This window comes from Candidatus Odyssella thessalonicensis L13 (assembly GCF_000190415.1).
Taxonomy (GTDB): domain Bacteria; phylum Pseudomonadota; class Alphaproteobacteria; order Paracaedibacterales; family Paracaedibacteraceae; genus Paracaedibacter; species Paracaedibacter thessalonicensis.
The window spans coordinates 1-18650 of record NZ_AEWF01000009.1 but is presented as its reverse complement, the minus strand read 5'-3'; the positions used below and the strand labels follow the sequence as shown (position 1 = coordinate 18650).

Here is an 18650-nt window from a genome sequence, read left to right as displayed (position 1 = left end):
TAAATTATCAAAAGAAAATCATTAGAAACCAAGCCTTCTCTGCCTAAACAATTCTCAGTTTATTATTAACTTTAGAGTTAAGTAATCTCTGTCCAGACTGTGAAGAGTGTCACGTACGTGACGTGAGACAAAAACCTGCCAGAATCAAAATGGATTCTCATAAATTGAAGAATTTGAAAGAGAGATCTGACACGATTTAAAAGTTAAAAAATTATCTTAAGGCTCTTTAAAGATAGGAAGGAGCTTTCCAAAGGACGGCTAAGAAAGATCTTGTCAAAAAAGGAAATAAAAATGGTAACAATTAGCGGGTATAATAGGGGCTCATTTTGAGGGCGCGGATGCCTTTTTCTTTGAAGGCCTCCATATGCTCTAGATTAAGATCAGTTCTCATATTTTCAACGCACGTCATTAAAATGCCGAGAAGAGTGGCGGCCTTATCCATCTCGCAAAACTCATCTTGTAAGTCATTGCCTTCGTCAATGTCACAGATCGCCATGAGACCGGAAAGCTTCACCAGGCCACCGAGTTGGATCAGCGTGCGGGTGCGTTTATTGCGATCCGATTTTGTCACTTTTTGCTGGTGGTGGTGCTGCTCGTTTAACGAAGCGGTGATTCGATTTTTTTGCACTTCAAGCTGCTGTAATTTTTTTTGCAGCGCTTCATAGGTAATGCGGGGAGGAAGAGACGAAGACATGAAAGAGGAACCTTAGAGAAAAAAAATGTCGCCAGTTTGATTAATCTGACTATCACACAGCACGTTCTAAAGCTCGCAGATATTTCTTTCCATCAGCTTCCCACGTGGCATGTTTATCAGATGAATTAGGAATGGAGTGAAGCGCTTCAACCAGAGCTCCACACAAGCGATGGTAGTCGATTTTGAAGCCGCCTTTCTGTCGGATTAAAGCAATCAGATCTTCCCCCAGTTTACTTTCATAAGCTTTGATCTCCGCTTCAATTTGTTCTTTTTGCGAGAGCAGGGTTTGATATTTATGAGCGCTCGATTTTGACATCATCGGTTTCCTTTTTATGCATAACTTAAGTGTATTTTGGCGGAGCCTAAGTCAGTAATGCAAGAAAAAAAGAGAACTGTTATGGGTTAAGAATGAGTAAAAAGAAAATTAGGCATTAAATCCGATGTCACGACAAGAAAATTGGAGTGCGCACTTACGCACCCTTGTGCAAGCAAGCCTACAGCGTTACAATAAGTGTTATGGCTATCATGCATTTTCGAGTGTCGCACGTCTCTCGCTCGACCGGTCGCAGTACGGTTCAATCGGCTGCTTATATTACCGGGGAGAGGCTTCTTGATGCCCGCAATCAAGAGACAGTATTTTATCGACGCGATCAGGAAGCTATTCATTCGTGGGGCGTGTCAGCTCCGAAAAATGCACCCGCTGCCTTTAAAACTTTAGAAGGATGGAATGCGTTAGAAGCTTTCGAAGATGCCTGGGCAGAGAGCTATTTTAAAAATGCTAAAGCGCTCGAAAATCATAAAAATAGTGCTCGCATTTCCATGAATATTATTGCGGCCTTGCCGCGGGAATTGACGCTCGACCAAAGCCAAGAGCTTGTTAAACAATTTGTCTATCGTGCCTTTGTTAGCAACGGGCATTATGTGACCTATGGCCTGCATGATGAAGAAGGGAATCCTCATGCGCATATCATGGTCTCGCATCGCACTTTGGATGAAAACGGAGAAATCTCGAAGACCAAAAATCGAGACTTGTGTACGAGAGCGGGGCTTAAAAATCATCGCCATTTATGGGCCGACTTAACGAACCAGCATCTTGAACGACATGGTTATGAGCAGCGTGTTACGGCGTCCAGTTATATGGATCTTGGGATTGATTTGCTGCCAACGGTGCATGAAGGATGGTATGCCCAGCGCTTGATGCACCAAGGGGAATTGTCTTTTTTAAGTCAAGAAAATCACCGGATCCGTGAAGAAAACCAGGAACGGATTCTGGCTAATCCTTCAATTATTTTTGATTATATGACCAAGACCCATGCGACCTTTACCATGCCGCAATTGCTCAAAAAGATAGAGGACTTTTTTCCCGGCAATGAGCAAGCGGTGAGTACTGTTTTTCATGCTCTGAAAGATCAGCTCGTCCTATTGGGCGAAGATGTCTCCACCGAAGTCCGCTTTACCTCACAAGACTATCACTCCATCGAATCGCAAGCGGTTGAGACCTTTGAGAAGCTCAAAGACAACAGCTGGGGTAAAGACATCTCTGCGAAAAAGATTGCTAAAGAAATTGAACGGGTGAATGTCCAGCTGCGAAAAGAGTCGCAGAATCCAGAAGCGCGGCTTAATGCCGAACAAGAAGCCGCCATCTATGGTATATGCCGTCCGGATCAGGTCAGTGTTTTGGTGGGCCGGGCTGGAGCAGGAAAAACCACCTCGATGCGCGTTCTTAAAACTCTTTATGAAAAGCATGGCTATAGCGTGGTAGGGTCCGCGCTATCCGCCGCGGCGGCCAAGAATCTGGGCGATGATACGGGTTGTTTTGCTGAAACCGTGCGGTTTTATCTCAATCGTTGGGAAAAGCTGGATTACGCTCACAGTGTTCTGTCAGCCAAAGGGGAACAACGCCAAGCTTGGACCGCTGAAGACCGCGACAAGGCGCAGAAGACGCTCTACTTTGAGTCGAAGTATGATCTGACTTCTAAATCTGTCTTCATTGTGGATGAAGCCAGTATGATTGGGACGCGCGACTGGCAGAAAATCCTTGAGCGGGTGGCGGCTAAAGGGGCCAAGTTGGTCATTGTCGGTGATGGCCGTCAATTTAGCGCCATTGAAGCCGGCGATATTCACCGTTATATGGAAGACCATATTAAACCAGAAGCGCGATTTGAATTAAAGGAGATCAATCGCCAAAAGCTGCCTCTCATGAAGGAAGCCGCCTTAGAGTTCTCCAATCAGAATATTCATCAAGGCTTAGCCTTGTATGAAAATGCGGGCCATTTAACTGCGGTAGCTCAAGCCGCCACGAAAGAGGCCAGTCATCAAGCGGTTTATGGTCAAATGGCCCAAGACTATGTGCAGCGCCTGCAGACCTCTTCCCACAATGGTTTAGTGTTGGCCTACAGTAATGAAAGTTGTGCAGGCTTAAATCGAGCTATTCGTCAAAACCTCAAGTCTGTCGGACTGTTGCCTACCCAAGAGGAGCACGTTTTGGGCCTGTCCTTGGCACTCGGGGATCGGGTGGTCTTTCTCAAGAATCATCGCACCAATGACGGCGTCACCTTTTGGGATACCTCAGGCGGCAAGCCCGTTGACGTAACCTCCGATCACTTTATTCGCAATGGCAGCCGCGGCACCGTTCAAGCGATCGAGAAACTCAATAAAGAGGGGGAGGAAGGCCCCACTTCTTACCACCGGTTGACAGTTAAGCTCTCAGACACGCTGATCGCTCAGATAGACTCCGCTTGCCTCAAGCCGGGGAGTGTAGCGCATGGCTATGCGGTAACGACCCATAAGTCGCAAGGGCAAACCGTAGATTGGACGTTGGTCTTAGCCTCCCCTTATATGGATTCATCCGCTGTTTATGTGGCCTTAACGCGTCACCGCTATGACACCCGGCTATATTATTCCCAAAGTGACTTTGACTCCTTTGCCAAGTTGCAGCAAGTCTTGGGACGAGCTTCTTATAAAGATATGGCGTTAGATTATACCATTAAAGATGCCAATCGCGGCTATTTTGCCAATGTCGAATCTTACCGCCTCATTACCCTAGAAATGGCAGAGCTCATAGCGCATGAAGATATTTACGGCAATGCCGAAGTCAAAGAGCGTCTCAACATCTTAGCGTCCGAGCGAGCTACTTTTGGGCAAGCCATTCTAGCTAACTTTGATCAGCATGCCTTGTATGCCGCTCAAGCCAAACTGACACGTCAACAAATTGAAATCACCTGTGGCTTGAAAGAACGGCCGCTAAGCCAGGAAGAAAAGCTGGCCAAAGAGCGGTTAACAGCTTATGTAAGCCTCGCTCAAGAAGGCCGCAGCTTATGGGAAGAGATTAAGACAGCCGGCGTTGGCGCTTTAGCGCAAGCCCATCCCCACTATCAAGCTTATGAAGCCTTAAAGGAGCAGCGCGATGCTTTGGCCTTAGAGATTCATTTGAGGAAAGCGATCCATAAGCCGTTTATGCGGGAACTGGGATCAGCCTTAGGATATGGCTTTGGTGTCATTGAAAAGCAAGCTATCCACGCCTTATACCGGCAAGAGTTTGAGCAAGCGAAGATCGAACTCGACGTGGCCTTAAGGACTTATCAAAGGGCTTCCTTTGAGATCACGCAACCGCAATTCTGGACCACAACCGAGTTCGATCAAAAAGGCCACGCTGCTATAGTGCTGGTTGACAGCCATCTTAATGAGAAACAGCAAAGCTTACCGAAACTGACTCATAGCTATTTAAGGGATCAAGGCATGGACCTGGGAGAGCTTTCTCAGGCCGCTCAAGATTATAACCGCTTCCAATTAGCAAGGACTTTAACCCATCCAGAAGAACGGCAGCAAGCTCAGCTGTTGGCGGCTTATAAGATCGCTTGCCGAGAGGCCGGGAAGTTGGCAACGGCTTGTCATAGCTGGGTCAAAGGACAGGAACCCCCTCAGGCCCCCTCTGCTGTCTTCTCTCAGGCGCCAGCTTACGAAAAGTGGCAACAGACCACCCAGGTGGTTTATTCTTTGGCCCATCAACTCACCCCTTATGACGCTGAGACAACCCAGTCGCTGTGTACGCTGTTTCAGATTGATCCGCACAAGCTGAAAGGGCATCAGCATTTAGGTGAGCTTCAGCATCTCTGTCATCAATTTAAAAATGCCTCTACCCTGCTTGAAAAAGCGCATCCGGCTTCTCAGCTGGTCGATTGGTTGGCTCTGGATCATGAATTAAAAGAAGAGGTAAAGGTCCTGAGTGGCGCCGGCTCTCCCACGTATCGGATGCTTCAAACCCATCAGATTAATCATAAAGAGCTGTATCAGGCGGCGACCCTCCATCAAATCGATTTTAAGGGTCAGCAGCTGACAGAGTCTCAAGTCGCTTTAGGGGACACGGTCGTGGCCTATACGACGCAGCGTCGAGTCTGTGGCCAAGCTTTTGCGGAGATTTCGCAAGAGCGAGGAGAAACTCCCTATAAACAGGTAAGCCTTTACAATCAGCCGAGTTGGTCAACATATGCTCAAGAGCGAGATAAATTGGATGCCTTAGCTTACCGGTTAGTAATAGCTGATAAAGACGATCTCTCGGTGTTTACAAAGCCTTTCCGTTTAAAAGAGGAACAGCTGCACACCCAAGCACATCGTCATGAGCTGAGAATAGCTGTCCAGACAGTCCTCAATAAAGATCTTTCTTTAGAAGACCGGGCAAGGAGCTATCTGTTTATTGATCGCTGTGAAAAGGATACGCTGGACAGAGCCTTGAGAGGGCTGGAGAAGCAGCACCAAACCGACTTATCGGATCTCTATAAGAAGAGCTCCAAGCCGCTTTACGGACTCCTGCATCAAAGCAAAATTCAACCAAAAGAGTTTAGAGCGTTAGGGCATGAAGTTGTTCAGAATTTGGCCACCACCAACTTTGAGGCTTACCAGAAAATCACGGCGCAAGAGGAGAGGATCCGGGGGCAACAGGAAGCCCATAATCACTCCATTTTAAAAGCAGCACAGCAGCGCTGTGACGCAGCCTCTAAGCCTCCATTGGACCACCAAGTCCAAACGTTGACTCAAGCGCGCGTAGACTATGAACAAGCCGCTGCGCAAGCCCCTCTTTCTTTTAAAGAGTTTTCTCGGGGCAATCGGAGTTATTCGGTCTCTGAATTAGAAGGGCTGCTTAAACATGACATCGGCGCTCTGGCACAAGAATTGTTTGCGGGTGAAGCCATTCATAGCAAGACGGCCACTCAAATTCGCTTTGGCCGCAAGGGCTCAAAATCAGTTCACATTGCTGGATCGAAGCAGGGCCTTTATGCCGACTTTGAACAGGGGAGTTTTGGCGGACCGCTTAAATTAATCCAGGACCGTCTCGGGGGAACTTATAAAGAGGCGGTCAATTGGGCGCAAGACTGGGTAGGAGGGACCAGCCGAGAAAGGGTTTGGAGCGACTATCAAGCTTATAAAGCCACGGCCGAAAAAGCGGTGGAAGACAAGCGTTATATTCCGATCTTCCCGGCCCCTCAAGAAGCCGTAGATATTGCCAACAATAAGTTCCTCAATTATCAATTGAGAGATAGCCAAGAAACCGGGCGCTATGCTTATAGAGATGCGGACGGTCATCTCTTAGGGTATGTGGTGCGTATTGAGAATCTGAAAACAGGGGACAAGAAAACCCCACCATTGGTATATGTCAAAGATCTCAAAACCGATCAATGTTATTGGAAATGGCAAGGCTTTGGCAAAGAGTCACCGCTCTATGGCCTCGATCAATTAGCACAAAAGCCGACCGCTCCTGTGTTAATTGTCGAAGGGGAAAAAACTGCGGAAGCCGCTAAAAAGCAATTTCCGCACTATGCTGTAATTACGTGGCTCGGAGGGTCGCAAGCCGTCTCTCGCGCCGATTGGAGTCCGATCCAAGGGCGAGATGTCGTCGTTTGGCCGGACAATGATCAAGCGGGCTTTACCGCTGCTCATAAAGTTGAGAAGCTGTGTCAAGAGAGAGGGGCTAACAGTATTGCCATTGTCCGACTTCCAAAGACGCTGCCTCAAAAATGGGATCTCGCGGACAGGTATCCGGAGAGCTTGACTCCAGAAACAGCGCAAAAGCTCGTGACCGAGACCCTAATTGCCTCGCAGGCAAAACAACAGGTGAAGCAAGCCCTTGCACCTAAGATCGACGCCTTAATTCAGGCCAACCCGCCGGCTCAGCCGCTATCGTCTCAGCGTATTAAAGAGGAGAGCTTAAGAACTTATCTAGCCATTGACCGTTTATGCCAGCAGGTTGGGCTCCCTATCAAAGAAGAGTCCCAAGCTCATCTCTTAAAGCAGCTCGTCTATCAAGAGACCCGCAGTCATGAGCTTCGGATCGCCGCTGCTAGCACTGACTTAAGGTCATTCGATCAGACATCGACCACCGCTGCCATAGAAGCTTTGGCTTTGAAAAAGAGTGACTCTTTAGCGATGGAGACGCCTTATTCACCCCCTCAAATGCAAGAGTTTAAAGCCGCTTTTAGGTCGGTCGTCGAAGCCACAAGTGCTGATCTTAAAGCGAGCTATCCCCTCCTCCCCGAAGGGGTGCGGCAAGGGCTAGCCCAAGACATAACAATCTTCGCTAATCTTTGCCCGGAGCTTAAGACAAAACTGGACCAAGTGATTGCTACCAAAGTTGATCAAGTAGAACCTCAACTTAAAGAAATAGAGAAGGCCGCCGAGAAGTTAGGCAAATCTTCTCCTGAAGCTTCAGTCGAGGTGACGTCGAAGCTAATTACTCAAGGGTTGACGCAGTTCGATACTGCTCAACAGACCGTGCAGCATATCCAGAAAACGCAAGATTTAGACACTCAAGAAAGAAGGGCTCACCATAGTCTCCTTCTATCTCAACAAGCTCTACGCCAAAATCAGATCTCCATCTGATCTAGAAATATATCAACTTATAAGTTGATTTTTTTGAAACATATGTTAACTTATAAGTTGATATAACTCAAAGCTTGATCAACTCATGAGTTGTGTTTTGAGGCTGTTTAGAGGAAAACTGATATGCATGGCTTGAATAGAAAACACCTGGATAAAGACTTGGGGATAGTAAGAAATCTGATTTCAATAAAAGTCCCACGTGGGGGGTGGCTTAAAGCTATCCGTGAAGCATTAGGAGTATCTGCAAAGCAGCTTGCCTCTAGAGCGGGCCTTACTCCTCAATCAATAAGCAAGCTAGAAAAATCAGAAGCTAAGGGAACGATAACCTTAAAAAATCTTGAGAACATAGCGGCGGTCCTGGATTGCCAAGTCGTCTATTTTATTATTCCGAATCAACCGCTGGAAGAAAAAATTGAGAAACAGATCAGAATTAAAGCCCAAGCTATGCTAGACAAAACTAGTCATACAATGGGATTAGAAAACCAGAAACCTACAACTGAGGCTCTTCTCGATCAACTGGAAGAGCTAGTTAATCAACTCCGCTATGAAATTAAGACGAGGAAGAATATTTCCTATCTTTGGGAAACTGATGAATGATCTTTACCTACGAGGAAGGGGCTACCCCTTTTAATGAAGATGATGCTGACAAGCTCATCCCAAACCATATAAGAACCCAGCACCAACTAAATGAATGGGAGCAAGCCAATATTCTTGTTGCTGAAAGATACTTATTTTCACGTAAAAGAAGGAACATTTTAACCATTGAGTTCATTAATAGAATCCATAAGAAAATGTTTGACCAAACATGGAAGTGGGCGGGGAGCTTTCGTAAACATCAAACAAATATCGGCGTAAAACCTTATGAGATTACTTCCTGTCTTAAGATGTTATGCGATGATGCACAATTTTGGGTAGACAACCAAACATATGAAGCTGAAGAAATTGCTGTCCGTTTTCATCATCGCCTTGTCGCCATCCATCCGTATCCTAACGGCAATGGCAGGCTATCTCGGCTGATGGGCGATACTATCTTATACAGTCTTAAAAATAAAAGATTGTCTTGGGGAAGAATCAGCCTCGTACAAGCCTCTGAAACACGCCAGGAATATATTCGCTGCCTTAGAGAAGCTGATCAGGGTAATTATGCAGATCTTCTAAGATTTGCAGTAAGCTAAGGGATAGCCCCTTCCTCATAGGCATAGATAAATGAATCAATTCTTATCAAATTTTTTCTTTCTGGGCGATGAGTTTAAAGTTATAACTATATTATCACAATAGTAGAGGAGAGATTATGACGAAGTTTAATTGGGCCACCTTGTTTTTATTTGGATTAGTGGTTCTCATTCCAGTGCTTTCTTCAGACGCCAAAAAAGTAGAAGCCGTTGATTGTCGTCAAAACAACTTTTTCGCTTTACGTCTTCTAATTGACTCATACCTTCCAGAGTTAAAGTACTCAGAGGCTTATAAGAATATGTGCTCTAAATCTTAAAGTAAATTGCTCAGAAAATTCTTCCCTGTGATAAGCAGGGAAAAAACCATTTATTATTAACTGTGAAGCTTTATTTTAAGAAGCGCTCATTTTATCTTTTAAAGATCTTTTATCTTACATTTTCAAAAAGCAAACAATAATTTCGGTTAGAGTATCTTATTCTCTTGTTTGCAGTACAGGTCAGAGTTTCTATCTATCAATACTAGTAAGGATTCCTACAAAGCGCTTGCGCTTTCTAAGAGTATAAAAGAATTGTTCATCATATAAGTAAGGTAGAGATCTTGACTTAATCTTCGCTGTTATCGAATGAAGTTATCGGACAATAAGATAACTATAAAGAGTAGAATCGTATGAATTGAGCTATCCTTAATTTTTTAAAATCTTAAATAATATTGGCACAAAGAGAATTTCTATCTTTTGAGAACCTTTTATTCTCCACTTTTTAGGAATAAATTCAAAGCACAATAGGCAGTATAATTATACTTAACTGGACTTTCAGTGATCTTTTTTATAATAATTATAACTTATTGCAGCACTATGGAGCTAATTTATGGAACGTATACCTTTAGGAAAATTAAAACTTATATATGAGCTTGGACGCGAAAAAAGTATAACCCGAGCTGCAAATAAGCTTAACTTATCACAATCAGCCCTAAGTAAAGCAATTTCTGCATTAGAAGAGCAGATGCAAACTAAAATTTTTGATAGAATCCCTGGTGGAATGCGTCTCACCCCTGATGGAGAAAGATTATTTATTTATGCCCGAAAAGTGATTGAAGAGCATAGCGCATATGAGAGAAGATTCTTTGATAGAGAGGACGAATTACTGGGTGACCTAAAAATTGTTACGACCTCGTACCTTGGTTCACAATGGTTAACCTCTTGCTTAGAGGGCTATATTCTGAAAAATCCACAAGTGCATATAAAAATCTTAATAAAGTCAGAAGATATTCATCCTTCTGAAGCAGATGTGGCCATATGCACCTTTATACCTCATCAGCCTCATCTTATTCAGAAGCCTCTATTCACAGCTTATACACGCCTATATGCAAGTCCGAGATATCTAGAAAAACACGGAACTCCTGAGACAAGTGAGGATCTTAATGCGCATAGGCTTATCACTTATAAGGGAAACCATTACACCGTTTATGGTAGTACTAATTGGCTACTTAACGTTGGGAATAAACCTGGAACCTCGCCACGCGAATCATTTTTTGAAATAGAATCATTACATGGACTATTAAATTGCGCTCTACAAGGATATGGTATTATTGAGTTTCCTGATTATTCAATTGTAAAAAAGTTAGGTTTAGTAGAAGTTCTACCTAAGCTTATAGGTCCTGAAATAAAAATATACTATACATATCCGCAGTCACGAGCAACATCAAAGAAAATACAGTCACTATATGAGTATTTAAGAAAAAAAGAGAAATAATATTACTAGCTGCGGAAGTATAACGCTTATTTAGGTATTATAACCATACATAGTGTTGGAATTGCATGGTGATTTTCAAGCTTAACCTTATTCATAATTGTTCTCCTTATTTTTTAAACTGTAGGTTGAATATCAACTGTGATAACTATACACGTAAGTTCATACTTTGTACCCTTTTTAAAGTCAATATTTATCTTTTAAATATGGCGTAAGAGGGGATTAATTTAGTAATTTTTTTCTCACATCTTTTTCAAATACCTTTTTAATAGGCACATTATTAATCTAAAAGATCCCTATTTTTAATTATAGCTTCTATAACAGCAGGCAAAGCATCCAAATTCTCTAAATTAGTACCATTCATAATGTGTCTCCTTTTTATTCATTATAATTTTGTTCTCCTAAAACTTAATTTTTTAAGGTTTATTAATTTCACGATATCTAAATATAAATTTTTCTACTGAATGTCAACTTTCTACAAATAACGTGCTCACTAATAACTTTTAAACTGTCATGGAGATATTATGAAATTTTTTAATTATGGCTTCCTAAATTAAGCGTATTTGTTACCTTCAACAAAGATAGGGCTAATAAATCATACCAATATAATTCTTCCGCCCCTCATTTTAAAGTTAAGACGAGCTTTTCTAGTTTAATGCATTCAAGGTTCTATAAAAATGTGTGCCTCGACTCACCATGAAGAATTCTTAAGCAGCTTGTTCCCTATGATTATTAGAACCGATAGAAGATATGGGGCAATCGGATAACTATTAAGAATAGAAAGTTATGATTTGAGCTTATCTTTAATTCTTTGAATTCCTAAATAGTATTGGCTCAAAGATGGTTAGTATCCCTTAAAAATATTTTATTCTCTGTTTCTTAGCGATAAAGCCCAAGCACAATATGCAATGTGATTATATTTAACTTGGCTTTAAATAATCTTTCTTATAATTACTATAACTTATTGCAGCGGTATGGGGTTCATTCATGAAAAGTATACCCTTAGGAAAATTAATTTTGATATACGAAGTAGGGCGCGAGGGTAATATAACGCGCGCTGCTAACAATCTTAATTTATCTCAATCCGCTTTAAGTAAAGCAATTACTGCTTTAGAAGAACAAATGGACACAGAGCTCTTTAAACGTGTACCCAGCGGCGTGCGGATGACCCCCCAAGGAGAAAGACTATATGCTTTCGCTGAGAAAATGTTACAACAGGCAAATAGTTTTGGGAGAATATTTTATGAAAAAGAAGATGAAGTAGAAGGTGAGATTAAAATTATTACGACTCCATTTGTAGGTTCTGAATGGCTTACACCTAATCTTGATGAGTTTCTAAGTAAATACCCTGGAATAAAGCCTAGAATTTACACCACAAATGAGAACATTAATATTAATGAAACAGATGTAGCTATATGTACTTATATTCCTCATCAGCCTCACTTAATGCAAATGCCACTTCTAGATGCACGCATAAAATTATTTGCAAGCCATTCTTACTTAAAAAAAAATGGTGTACCAGAGAACCCAGAAGACTTGGATAGGCATAAACTAATCACGTTTAAAGACAACTACTATAGTCCATATGGAAGTACAAATTGGGTCTTGAATGTAGGAAATAGATCTGAAATTCCAAGGGAATCATACTTCGTTATAAATTCTTTACAAGGAATGTTTAATGCTGCTCTTAAAGGATATGGAATTGTTGAATTACCCGATTATCCAATTATAACTGATTCCGAACTTGTAGAGGTATTACCCCAGCTAAAAGGAGAAGTAATACCTTTATACTTTACGTTCTTAAAGCATAGACAAAATTCTAAAAAGATTAACTTATTATATAGATATCTTTTAAAGAAATCTAAATAGTCTGGGATGAATTTATTTCGCTATTGTAATACACAGATGAGGTATAGTTTGAGTATTCTCTAGATTGACTTTTTTCACAATTATTCTCCTTATTTTTTAAACTGTAGGTTGATTATCAACCTCTATAATTATACGAATAAGTTCTTACCTTTTTCTGCTTCCTAAAGTCAATAGATATCTTTAAATAAGGAAGGAGAATGTATTGATTTATTTCACTTTATAGTTAGAATTTATATAAAATTATAATAAAAAAATAGTATTACATAATAAATATTACAATAAAAAATATTCCATGGCGTTTTATACTAAGTTATTTTTGGCTAGAATTTTACTATTCTTCAGAGAAAATTTATTAGAAAGGCTTATTTCCTATGTTTTTAGGACTATAGTATGAAAAAATTTCATAATGAATAAGTATAAATACCATTTGGAAAAGTATGAAATCTTAATTATCAAAGCTTTCAGGCATAACTTATTCATAAGGTAGACATAATGTTTTTGAATAGACTCAATATGGTAGAGGCTTTAAAAAGCTTGGTAGCTAAATGGAAGCAGAATAATTTAATCTTTTCTTATAAGATTACATGCTCAGCTTCTCCATTAGGTCCTCAAATCATTCTTCATCAGAATCAGACTGACTATCGCATTACAATAAAACTTCATGATTCTATTGGTTCTTTAATTATTAGTTCATTTAATGTTGAAGAATCTCCAGAATTGGAGGACACTTGCCAACCTCTCTTTGATGCTGCCTTAATTGAATTAATGCTTCAAAGTTTAACAGTCATAATCTTCTGTGCTCAGCAGCTAAATAAGAACGATGTCTGCTTCAGACTTTCAGAAGACGAAGCTAAGCATTTCTCAACGTTGAGCGACATATTTAGTACAACATCCTATTGCATGACCGTTGATGGAAAACGTCAGACGTTAATCTTACCCACCTGGGAGCCATACTCTGAAATTCTATTCAATTATATAAATGATATGAAAATTAAGCTTTGGCAGGTCCTTTGGGCAGAACAAAAATCTTCTAATTTACTCAGAATTTACTTGCAAAATCCTAACCGTTTTACTGTTTCCCTTGCAAGGAACCCTAAAACACTTCAGAAAGAAACTTTTATTCCTTCCAAGAAGGAGAACGTCGTTTATTTTCCAAAAGTTTTCAATTTCTAAGGTTCGCATCTAAAAGGAAATACGAGCAATCTATTGAGAGGCTAAATTTCATTTGGAAAGATTTTTTCACCTTACAGTTAATGCAGGCACTACATAAATGATGGTCAATAAATTAATTACTATAGAAACCTATATAGCTAAACGACTCAAAGAGAGGCGTAAAGCGCTCAAAATGAAACAAACTTATCTAGCAAGAAGGCTAGGCATTTCGCCTCAACAAATTTCTAAATATGAGCGTAAAGCTGAGGGTATTTCTGTTAGCCGATTATATCAGATATGCAAGACTCTCTCTGTGACACCCAATTACTTTTATCAAGGCTTCGAAGAAACCTCTCTTCATATTGAGCATGATTCGTTATGGGTGTCCTTCGATCCCCTTCTGGGGGAGAAAATTCAAATAAAGGTTAGTGATCTATATGGAAAGATTGAAGAGATTAAGCTTCTTAAGGAAAACAAATGACATACTTTCCTCTGTGCTTCTTCCCCACTAAAACTGTTTGTATCGTTGAGGATCCAGCGTCAGTTACAAGTCTGCTTAATGATCACTCTCAGATTTCATACTTCACTAGTATAGAATCAGCTCTTAACTATTTAAATAAGAGTGAGAAATCTGAAATGCTCTTCGAGAGAATTTTAAGCAGTTATGAAGAGGGATTAGATTGCAATAATATAATTTATCTTCATGAGGAGATCTATAATCCCCAACGATTTGAAGCCGTTTCCTGTGTCATAATTAGTGATCAAATAGCAAAGAGCAGTGGTTTAGAAGTTTGCCGTAAAATAACTGATCCAGACATCCAGAAGATTTACCTGACTACAGATCTAGATCATAAGGCAGCAGTAAATGCTTTTAATGAAGGGCTTATCAACTTTTATTTGTATAAAAAGGATCCTAAAGCGAAAGAGATTCTTAGCACCTATTTGAAAGAAGCCCAGCTCAATTATTTTAGAGAGCTAACTCAAAACTCTAGCCAATTTCTATTAAAGCAATGGCACTCTCTTAGTGATGAGGGTTCAATATTGACGAATCCGCTATTTATTGAGCACATTGAATCAATTCTTGAGAAGCAATGCACACAAGAATACTACCTTCTTGATATTATTGGCAGTTTCCTGTCCATAGATGGGGAAGGCAAAATTAATGCTATCTTAGCTTTTACAGATGAGATTCTTGCACGCCATATGCAAGATATAGAAGAAACATTACAATTAGAGCCTTCTCTAAGAAAAAAGATAAATGTAGATAATCTGCCTTCCCTATTCTGCATTCCGTCTCTATATCATCCAGTTTTTCATAATTTAGAGCCTTTCGTAGTGCCTGTCTCACCTTATGCATCAAGACAGCCGCATTACAACCTAGCCCTTGTCTCTCAGATGGGAATTCGACCGCCGTATCTGAGAGACTCGGGAGTTCTTCACTTAACAGAAAGGAAGTAAAATGAAGAAACTCATCTTGAGCTTATTACTAGCTTCACCTCTCAGTCAAGGCTACGCCCTTGATACTCATACAGCTTGGAAAGGATCCAACGTTTGGTCTCTAAAAAGGCTCGAGCAGGAGAATCCTAAATACCAAGATGCCAAAGTGCAGGGATTTACTGTTGTCAATGAAACTCCTGCCTTATCAAAGTTGGACAATACAACAGCGACAATACAAGAACTGCATTCAGCCAACCAAGTGGAAGAGACCTCCGCCACTACCAATAGTATTTCATCAGCCATCAAGTTAGGAGCGCTAGGTGCTGGCTTGGCAGTGAGCTATATGTATGGTCCAGCTGCTCTGTTATGGGGAGCTTATTACGGTGCCTCCTATGCACTTAATGTGATAGGAATCAGTGGAGTAACGGGTATTGCTGCTGCCACAAAGTTTGGCATTATGGTATCTGAATCTCCACTCGCTCAAAAGACTTTAATGGAAGCCGGTGGCTGTATTGCTGAATACGGAGCTAAAGCCGTCCTTAAAACTGGTGAACTATCTTTGTCAGTAGGCAAATATGCTGCAACTACTTCATGGTCTCTCAGCAAGACTGCTTATAACTATTTCTGGGGTAATTCTTCTCCAAAGAAAGTACATCAGGATGAACCTGTGGAGATAAGGCGTAATCGTCATCTTGATGCTGTTAAGAGTCGTTTAAATAAAGCAGCTGCGGCTGCCTAACAGGCCTCTTAGAAACTCTCGTAAGAGAGTTTCTCTAATGAAGACAATTATTATTAAAAGAGTCCTCTACGATGACCAACTTACTAATGAATAGAGCCTTGGGTGCCAGAAGTAGGTCATGGTGCACCTTTTTATGCAGAGAAATTCTGAACCAAGCAGTTAAGCGAATGAACGTCGAGATCTCTTATCAGATAAAAGTGAGCCAATTATGCAGAACAAATTAAACTACAAAGATCTTTTGTTAATCTACGCTCAATGGTGGCGCAAAAGAATCTACCTTCCCATTATTTCACTCATAATTTTTGGGCTTAGCGAGCTATTGCTGCAAGACTATTTTAAAGATCTTCATTTATTAGATCCTAATAATGCACAGGCAGTTGTCGATCCTAATAGAGCAAAAAGTATAATTCTATTCAGTATAATATATTCGTTTGTATATCTAGCCGGAATTATTCTATTTCTTATCTTTGACAAACGATATCTTTATCAAGCTTTAATTAAGTCCTATCCATGCTTCTCCATTCACTCGCAGAAGCAGAGACTAAGCTGGAGCCTATATTTCGTTATTACTAACATTCCTGCAATACTTACCATCCTTATCAACTATTATACAGGACTCTTTGATCTGAATGAGCTAGGAGAACCAACAATTTGGCTGATGAGATATGGGGTTACCATGCTCCTAGGTGTTAGCTTTGAACTCCTTATCAGTTTGCCTCTTCTAGGATGGATTTTGCAAAAATCCAAGAAATTCATGATTACACGGCATAACTCTGAGCCCATTATCTGTGATCATTCAACAGATAAAAATAACTAAGGGCCTTATGTGATGAGGAAATTCTTTACTTCATTATTGTTTGGTACTTGTTGCTTTGGAGTTTCATTGGGCGTTATGGAAGCTCCCTCTAATCCAGGAACTTTATTAGTTCATGCTGAAGCATCTATTAAACCCGAGCTTAAATAGGAGTATCAACAAGCAAAAGTTGGATCACTCCGTTAAGATTGCCTTGCTCTAACATCAATTTCACATAATTAGAGCAGACATTTAAAAAACGAGAAAGCATAGGAGGAAAAAGAGAAAACAATTAAATTAGCAACCTACATAGAGATCTTTATAACACCTTCTAAAAGGAAGAAAGAATTTGTATATCCTTTCAATTTAAGGGTTCTCAAAAGCAGTATCTATCTTCCGTTAGAAATATTAACCCTGATGAAGAGTATTACTATAAGAATACTTTTCCATAAAACGACGAGGAGTGTATATGAATAAATTATTAAATAGATTTAAGGAAATTGCCTTCCTTTGTGTCTCCTTAACGACTGTGGGGCTGGCTATGGAAAAGCCAATGCCTAAATGCCCCCTCGAAAATGAGACTCAATTACTTCAGACGCTATTTGGCAAAAGTGAAGTTCCACAGCCGAAAGGCCTCGGTGTTTTCCAAAAATTCAATAATGGAGAGGAATGGAAACTAGATGAAGTAGGATCAAACGTTAATGATATTATTCAGGGATTAGAAGAGAGAAGGAATAAAGGTCAGGATATTATCCATATCGTTGATCATTTAAGAGAATTGAGCTTCTCTCAAGTCTTATCCTTAAGTCCTGCACTAAGGGAATATGTTAACACTATTCGTGAGCAGGGATTTTATAAAGAGAATCCTTTGCCGCTTCACCATAACTGGCAAGCGAATCACTTCCGATTGGAGTATTCCTTACCTGAGTTAGCAGGTGAAGAGTATCTTAAACAATACAACCTCATGAATGAAAAAGAGAATCCTGACGCTAAAGCTTCCCATGCTCGTAATGCTTTAGAAAAAGGAATTCCTGCATTAAATTTTGTATTCACCCTAACTCCTAAATCAGAGGACGAAGAGTGGATAGGAATTAATCATCCAGAGAAGCTTCAAGCAGTGCCGGCGGTGTCAACAACACCTAAAAAGCATAAGAAGCGCCGTAAGAAGAAGGGACATACAAGCGTTCCTAGAGCTGTAGCCCCAAAATTATTAGGAGAAGAGGCCCAAGAGGTAGAAACGACCTCTAGCTCAGAAGAAGAGGTAGCCGATCACATCCCTTCTCCTGAAAAAAATACTTTAGAGCCTCCTCTTTTCCAAGAAGATGCTGTTATGCAGACGCAAGAAGAACCTCAGAGAACTGCTGAAGAAGTTGAAGGGGCATTCAACCTAGAAGAAGATCGACAGGCAGCGGAGACACAGGAACGCCAACGCAAAGTAGAGGAAGATCGACAGGCTGCTGAGGAAGAGGAACGTCTACGTAAAGCAGAGGAAGATCGGCAAGCTGCTGTGGCACAGGAACGCCAACGCAAAGTAGAGGAAGATCGACAGGCTGCTGAGGAAGAGGAACGTCTACGTAAAGCAGAGGAAGATCGGCAAGCTGCCGAGGCACAGGAACGCCAACGCAAAGCAGAGGAAGATGCTCGACGCGCTGCCGAGGAAGACGAGCGTCAACGACAGGAGGAAGCTGAACGTCTCCACCAAGCTCAAGCTCCAGGTTTACAGCCTCCTATTACGCTGACGGCAACCTCCACCGATGAGGACAGATGGGATTACATATCATCTTTATCACTCAGAAGGGAATAACCATATGGTGACTAGCCAATAAGAAAGTTAAATCATAAGGAAAAACCAGAACTAAACAATAAAACTAACTTATAAGAGGACTATTATGAATAAACTTAACAAATCAATTTTCACTTTATGTTTAGCCTTAGGATCAGCTAACGCGAAAGGGTTACAAGGGTTCTATGTAGGGGCTGATTTAGGCTCTAGCTATTCAAATATTGATTTAAATTTACATGAGGGAGTACGCGATGCCATCTACTCAAAAGGAGGGAATCACCTCGTTCGAGCAAACTTAGGTTTATCCGTTGGATACGACCATATTTTCCAAAATTCTATGATGTTAGGACTAGAAGTTTTTGGGGATTATAATTTAGGTGGAAAGAAGG

At 41.0% G+C, this 18650-nt stretch carries 15 protein-coding genes; 13 read left to right on the top strand and 2 right to left on the bottom strand.

Features of this window, described 5'->3' with window-relative positions; genetic code table 11:
- Positions 1 to 301 precede the first annotated feature (301 nt).
- Positions 302 to 694, bottom strand: a complete 393-nt coding sequence (locus tag HMO_RS0111665) for a conjugal transfer protein TraD (protein ID WP_010303434.1) — start codon at positions 692 to 694, stop codon at positions 302 to 304.
- Positions 695 to 746: 52 nt separating this feature from the next.
- Positions 747 to 1013 (bottom strand): hypothetical protein, encoded by a 267-nt coding sequence (locus HMO_RS0111660; RefSeq protein ID WP_175282125.1) that lies wholly within the window; start codon positions 1011 to 1013, stop codon positions 747 to 749.
- 143 nt (positions 1014 to 1156) lie between these two features.
- Between HMO_RS0111660 and HMO_RS0111655 the strand changes: the two genes are divergently transcribed.
- From HMO_RS0111655 to HMO_RS14885, 13 genes are all read left to right on the top strand, one after another.
- Positions 1157 to 7567, top strand: coding sequence for an AAA family ATPase (locus HMO_RS0111655; RefSeq protein WP_033444768.1), 6411 nt, complete (start codon positions 1157 to 1159; stop codon positions 7565 to 7567).
- 123 nt (positions 7568 to 7690) lie between these two features.
- Positions 7691 to 8164 carry a mobile mystery protein A gene (locus HMO_RS0111650; RefSeq protein ID WP_010303423.1) on the top strand — a complete coding sequence of 158 codons (474 nt, stop codon included), beginning with the start codon at positions 7691 to 7693 and terminating at the stop codon, positions 8162 to 8164.
- Positions 8161 to 8742: a mobile mystery protein B gene (locus HMO_RS0111645; RefSeq protein ID WP_010303419.1), complete on the top strand. Its 582-nt coding sequence runs from the start codon at positions 8161 to 8163 to the stop codon at positions 8740 to 8742. Before HMO_RS0111650 ends, HMO_RS0111645 begins: the two co-directional genes overlap by 4 nt.
- A 116-nt stretch (positions 8743 to 8858) precedes the next feature.
- Positions 8859 to 9056, top strand: a complete 198-nt coding sequence (locus tag HMO_RS0111640) for a hypothetical protein (RefSeq protein ID WP_010303417.1) — start codon at positions 8859 to 8861, stop codon at positions 9054 to 9056.
- Positions 9057 to 9606: 550 nt separating this feature from the next.
- The gene (locus HMO_RS0111635; protein ID WP_010303414.1) at positions 9607 to 10491 is read left to right on the top strand and encodes a LysR family transcriptional regulator; all 885 of its coding nucleotides are present in this window, start codon (positions 9607 to 9609) and stop codon (positions 10489 to 10491) included.
- A gap of 984 nt (positions 10492 to 11475) precedes the next feature.
- Entirely contained in the window at positions 11476 to 12357 is an 882-nt protein-coding gene (locus HMO_RS0111625; protein WP_010303411.1) for a LysR family transcriptional regulator, read from the top strand.
- A gap of 492 nt (positions 12358 to 12849) precedes the next feature.
- Complete coding sequence (locus HMO_RS0111620) at positions 12850 to 13530, top strand: hypothetical protein (protein ID WP_010303408.1); 681 nt, start codon at positions 12850 to 12852, stop codon at positions 13528 to 13530.
- 97 nt (positions 13531 to 13627) lie between these two features.
- A complete protein-coding gene (locus HMO_RS14895; RefSeq protein ID WP_010303403.1) occupies positions 13628 to 13990 on the top strand; it encodes a helix-turn-helix domain-containing protein in 363 nt (120 codons plus the stop codon).
- Positions 13987 to 14967: a hypothetical protein gene (locus tag HMO_RS0111610; RefSeq protein WP_010303397.1), complete on the top strand. Its 981-nt coding sequence runs from the start codon at positions 13987 to 13989 to the stop codon at positions 14965 to 14967. Before HMO_RS14895 ends, HMO_RS0111610 begins: the two co-directional genes overlap by 4 nt.
- Before the next feature lies 1 nt (position 14968).
- Positions 14969 to 15685: a hypothetical protein gene (locus HMO_RS0111605; RefSeq protein ID WP_010303395.1), complete on the top strand. Its 717-nt coding sequence runs from the start codon at positions 14969 to 14971 to the stop codon at positions 15683 to 15685.
- A 208-nt stretch (positions 15686 to 15893) separates the two neighbouring features.
- Positions 15894 to 16502 carry a hypothetical protein gene (locus HMO_RS0111600; RefSeq protein WP_010303392.1) on the top strand — a complete coding sequence of 203 codons (609 nt, stop codon included), beginning with the start codon at positions 15894 to 15896 and terminating at the stop codon, positions 16500 to 16502.
- A 445-nt stretch (positions 16503 to 16947) separates the two neighbouring features.
- A complete protein-coding gene (locus HMO_RS14890; RefSeq protein WP_010303390.1) occupies positions 16948 to 18282 on the top strand; it encodes a hypothetical protein in 1335 nt (444 codons plus the stop codon).
- 85 nt (positions 18283 to 18367) lie between these two features.
- Positions 18368 to 18650 (top strand): hypothetical protein (locus HMO_RS14885; protein WP_010303388.1); only part of this gene is annotated, 283 nt, incomplete at its 3' end.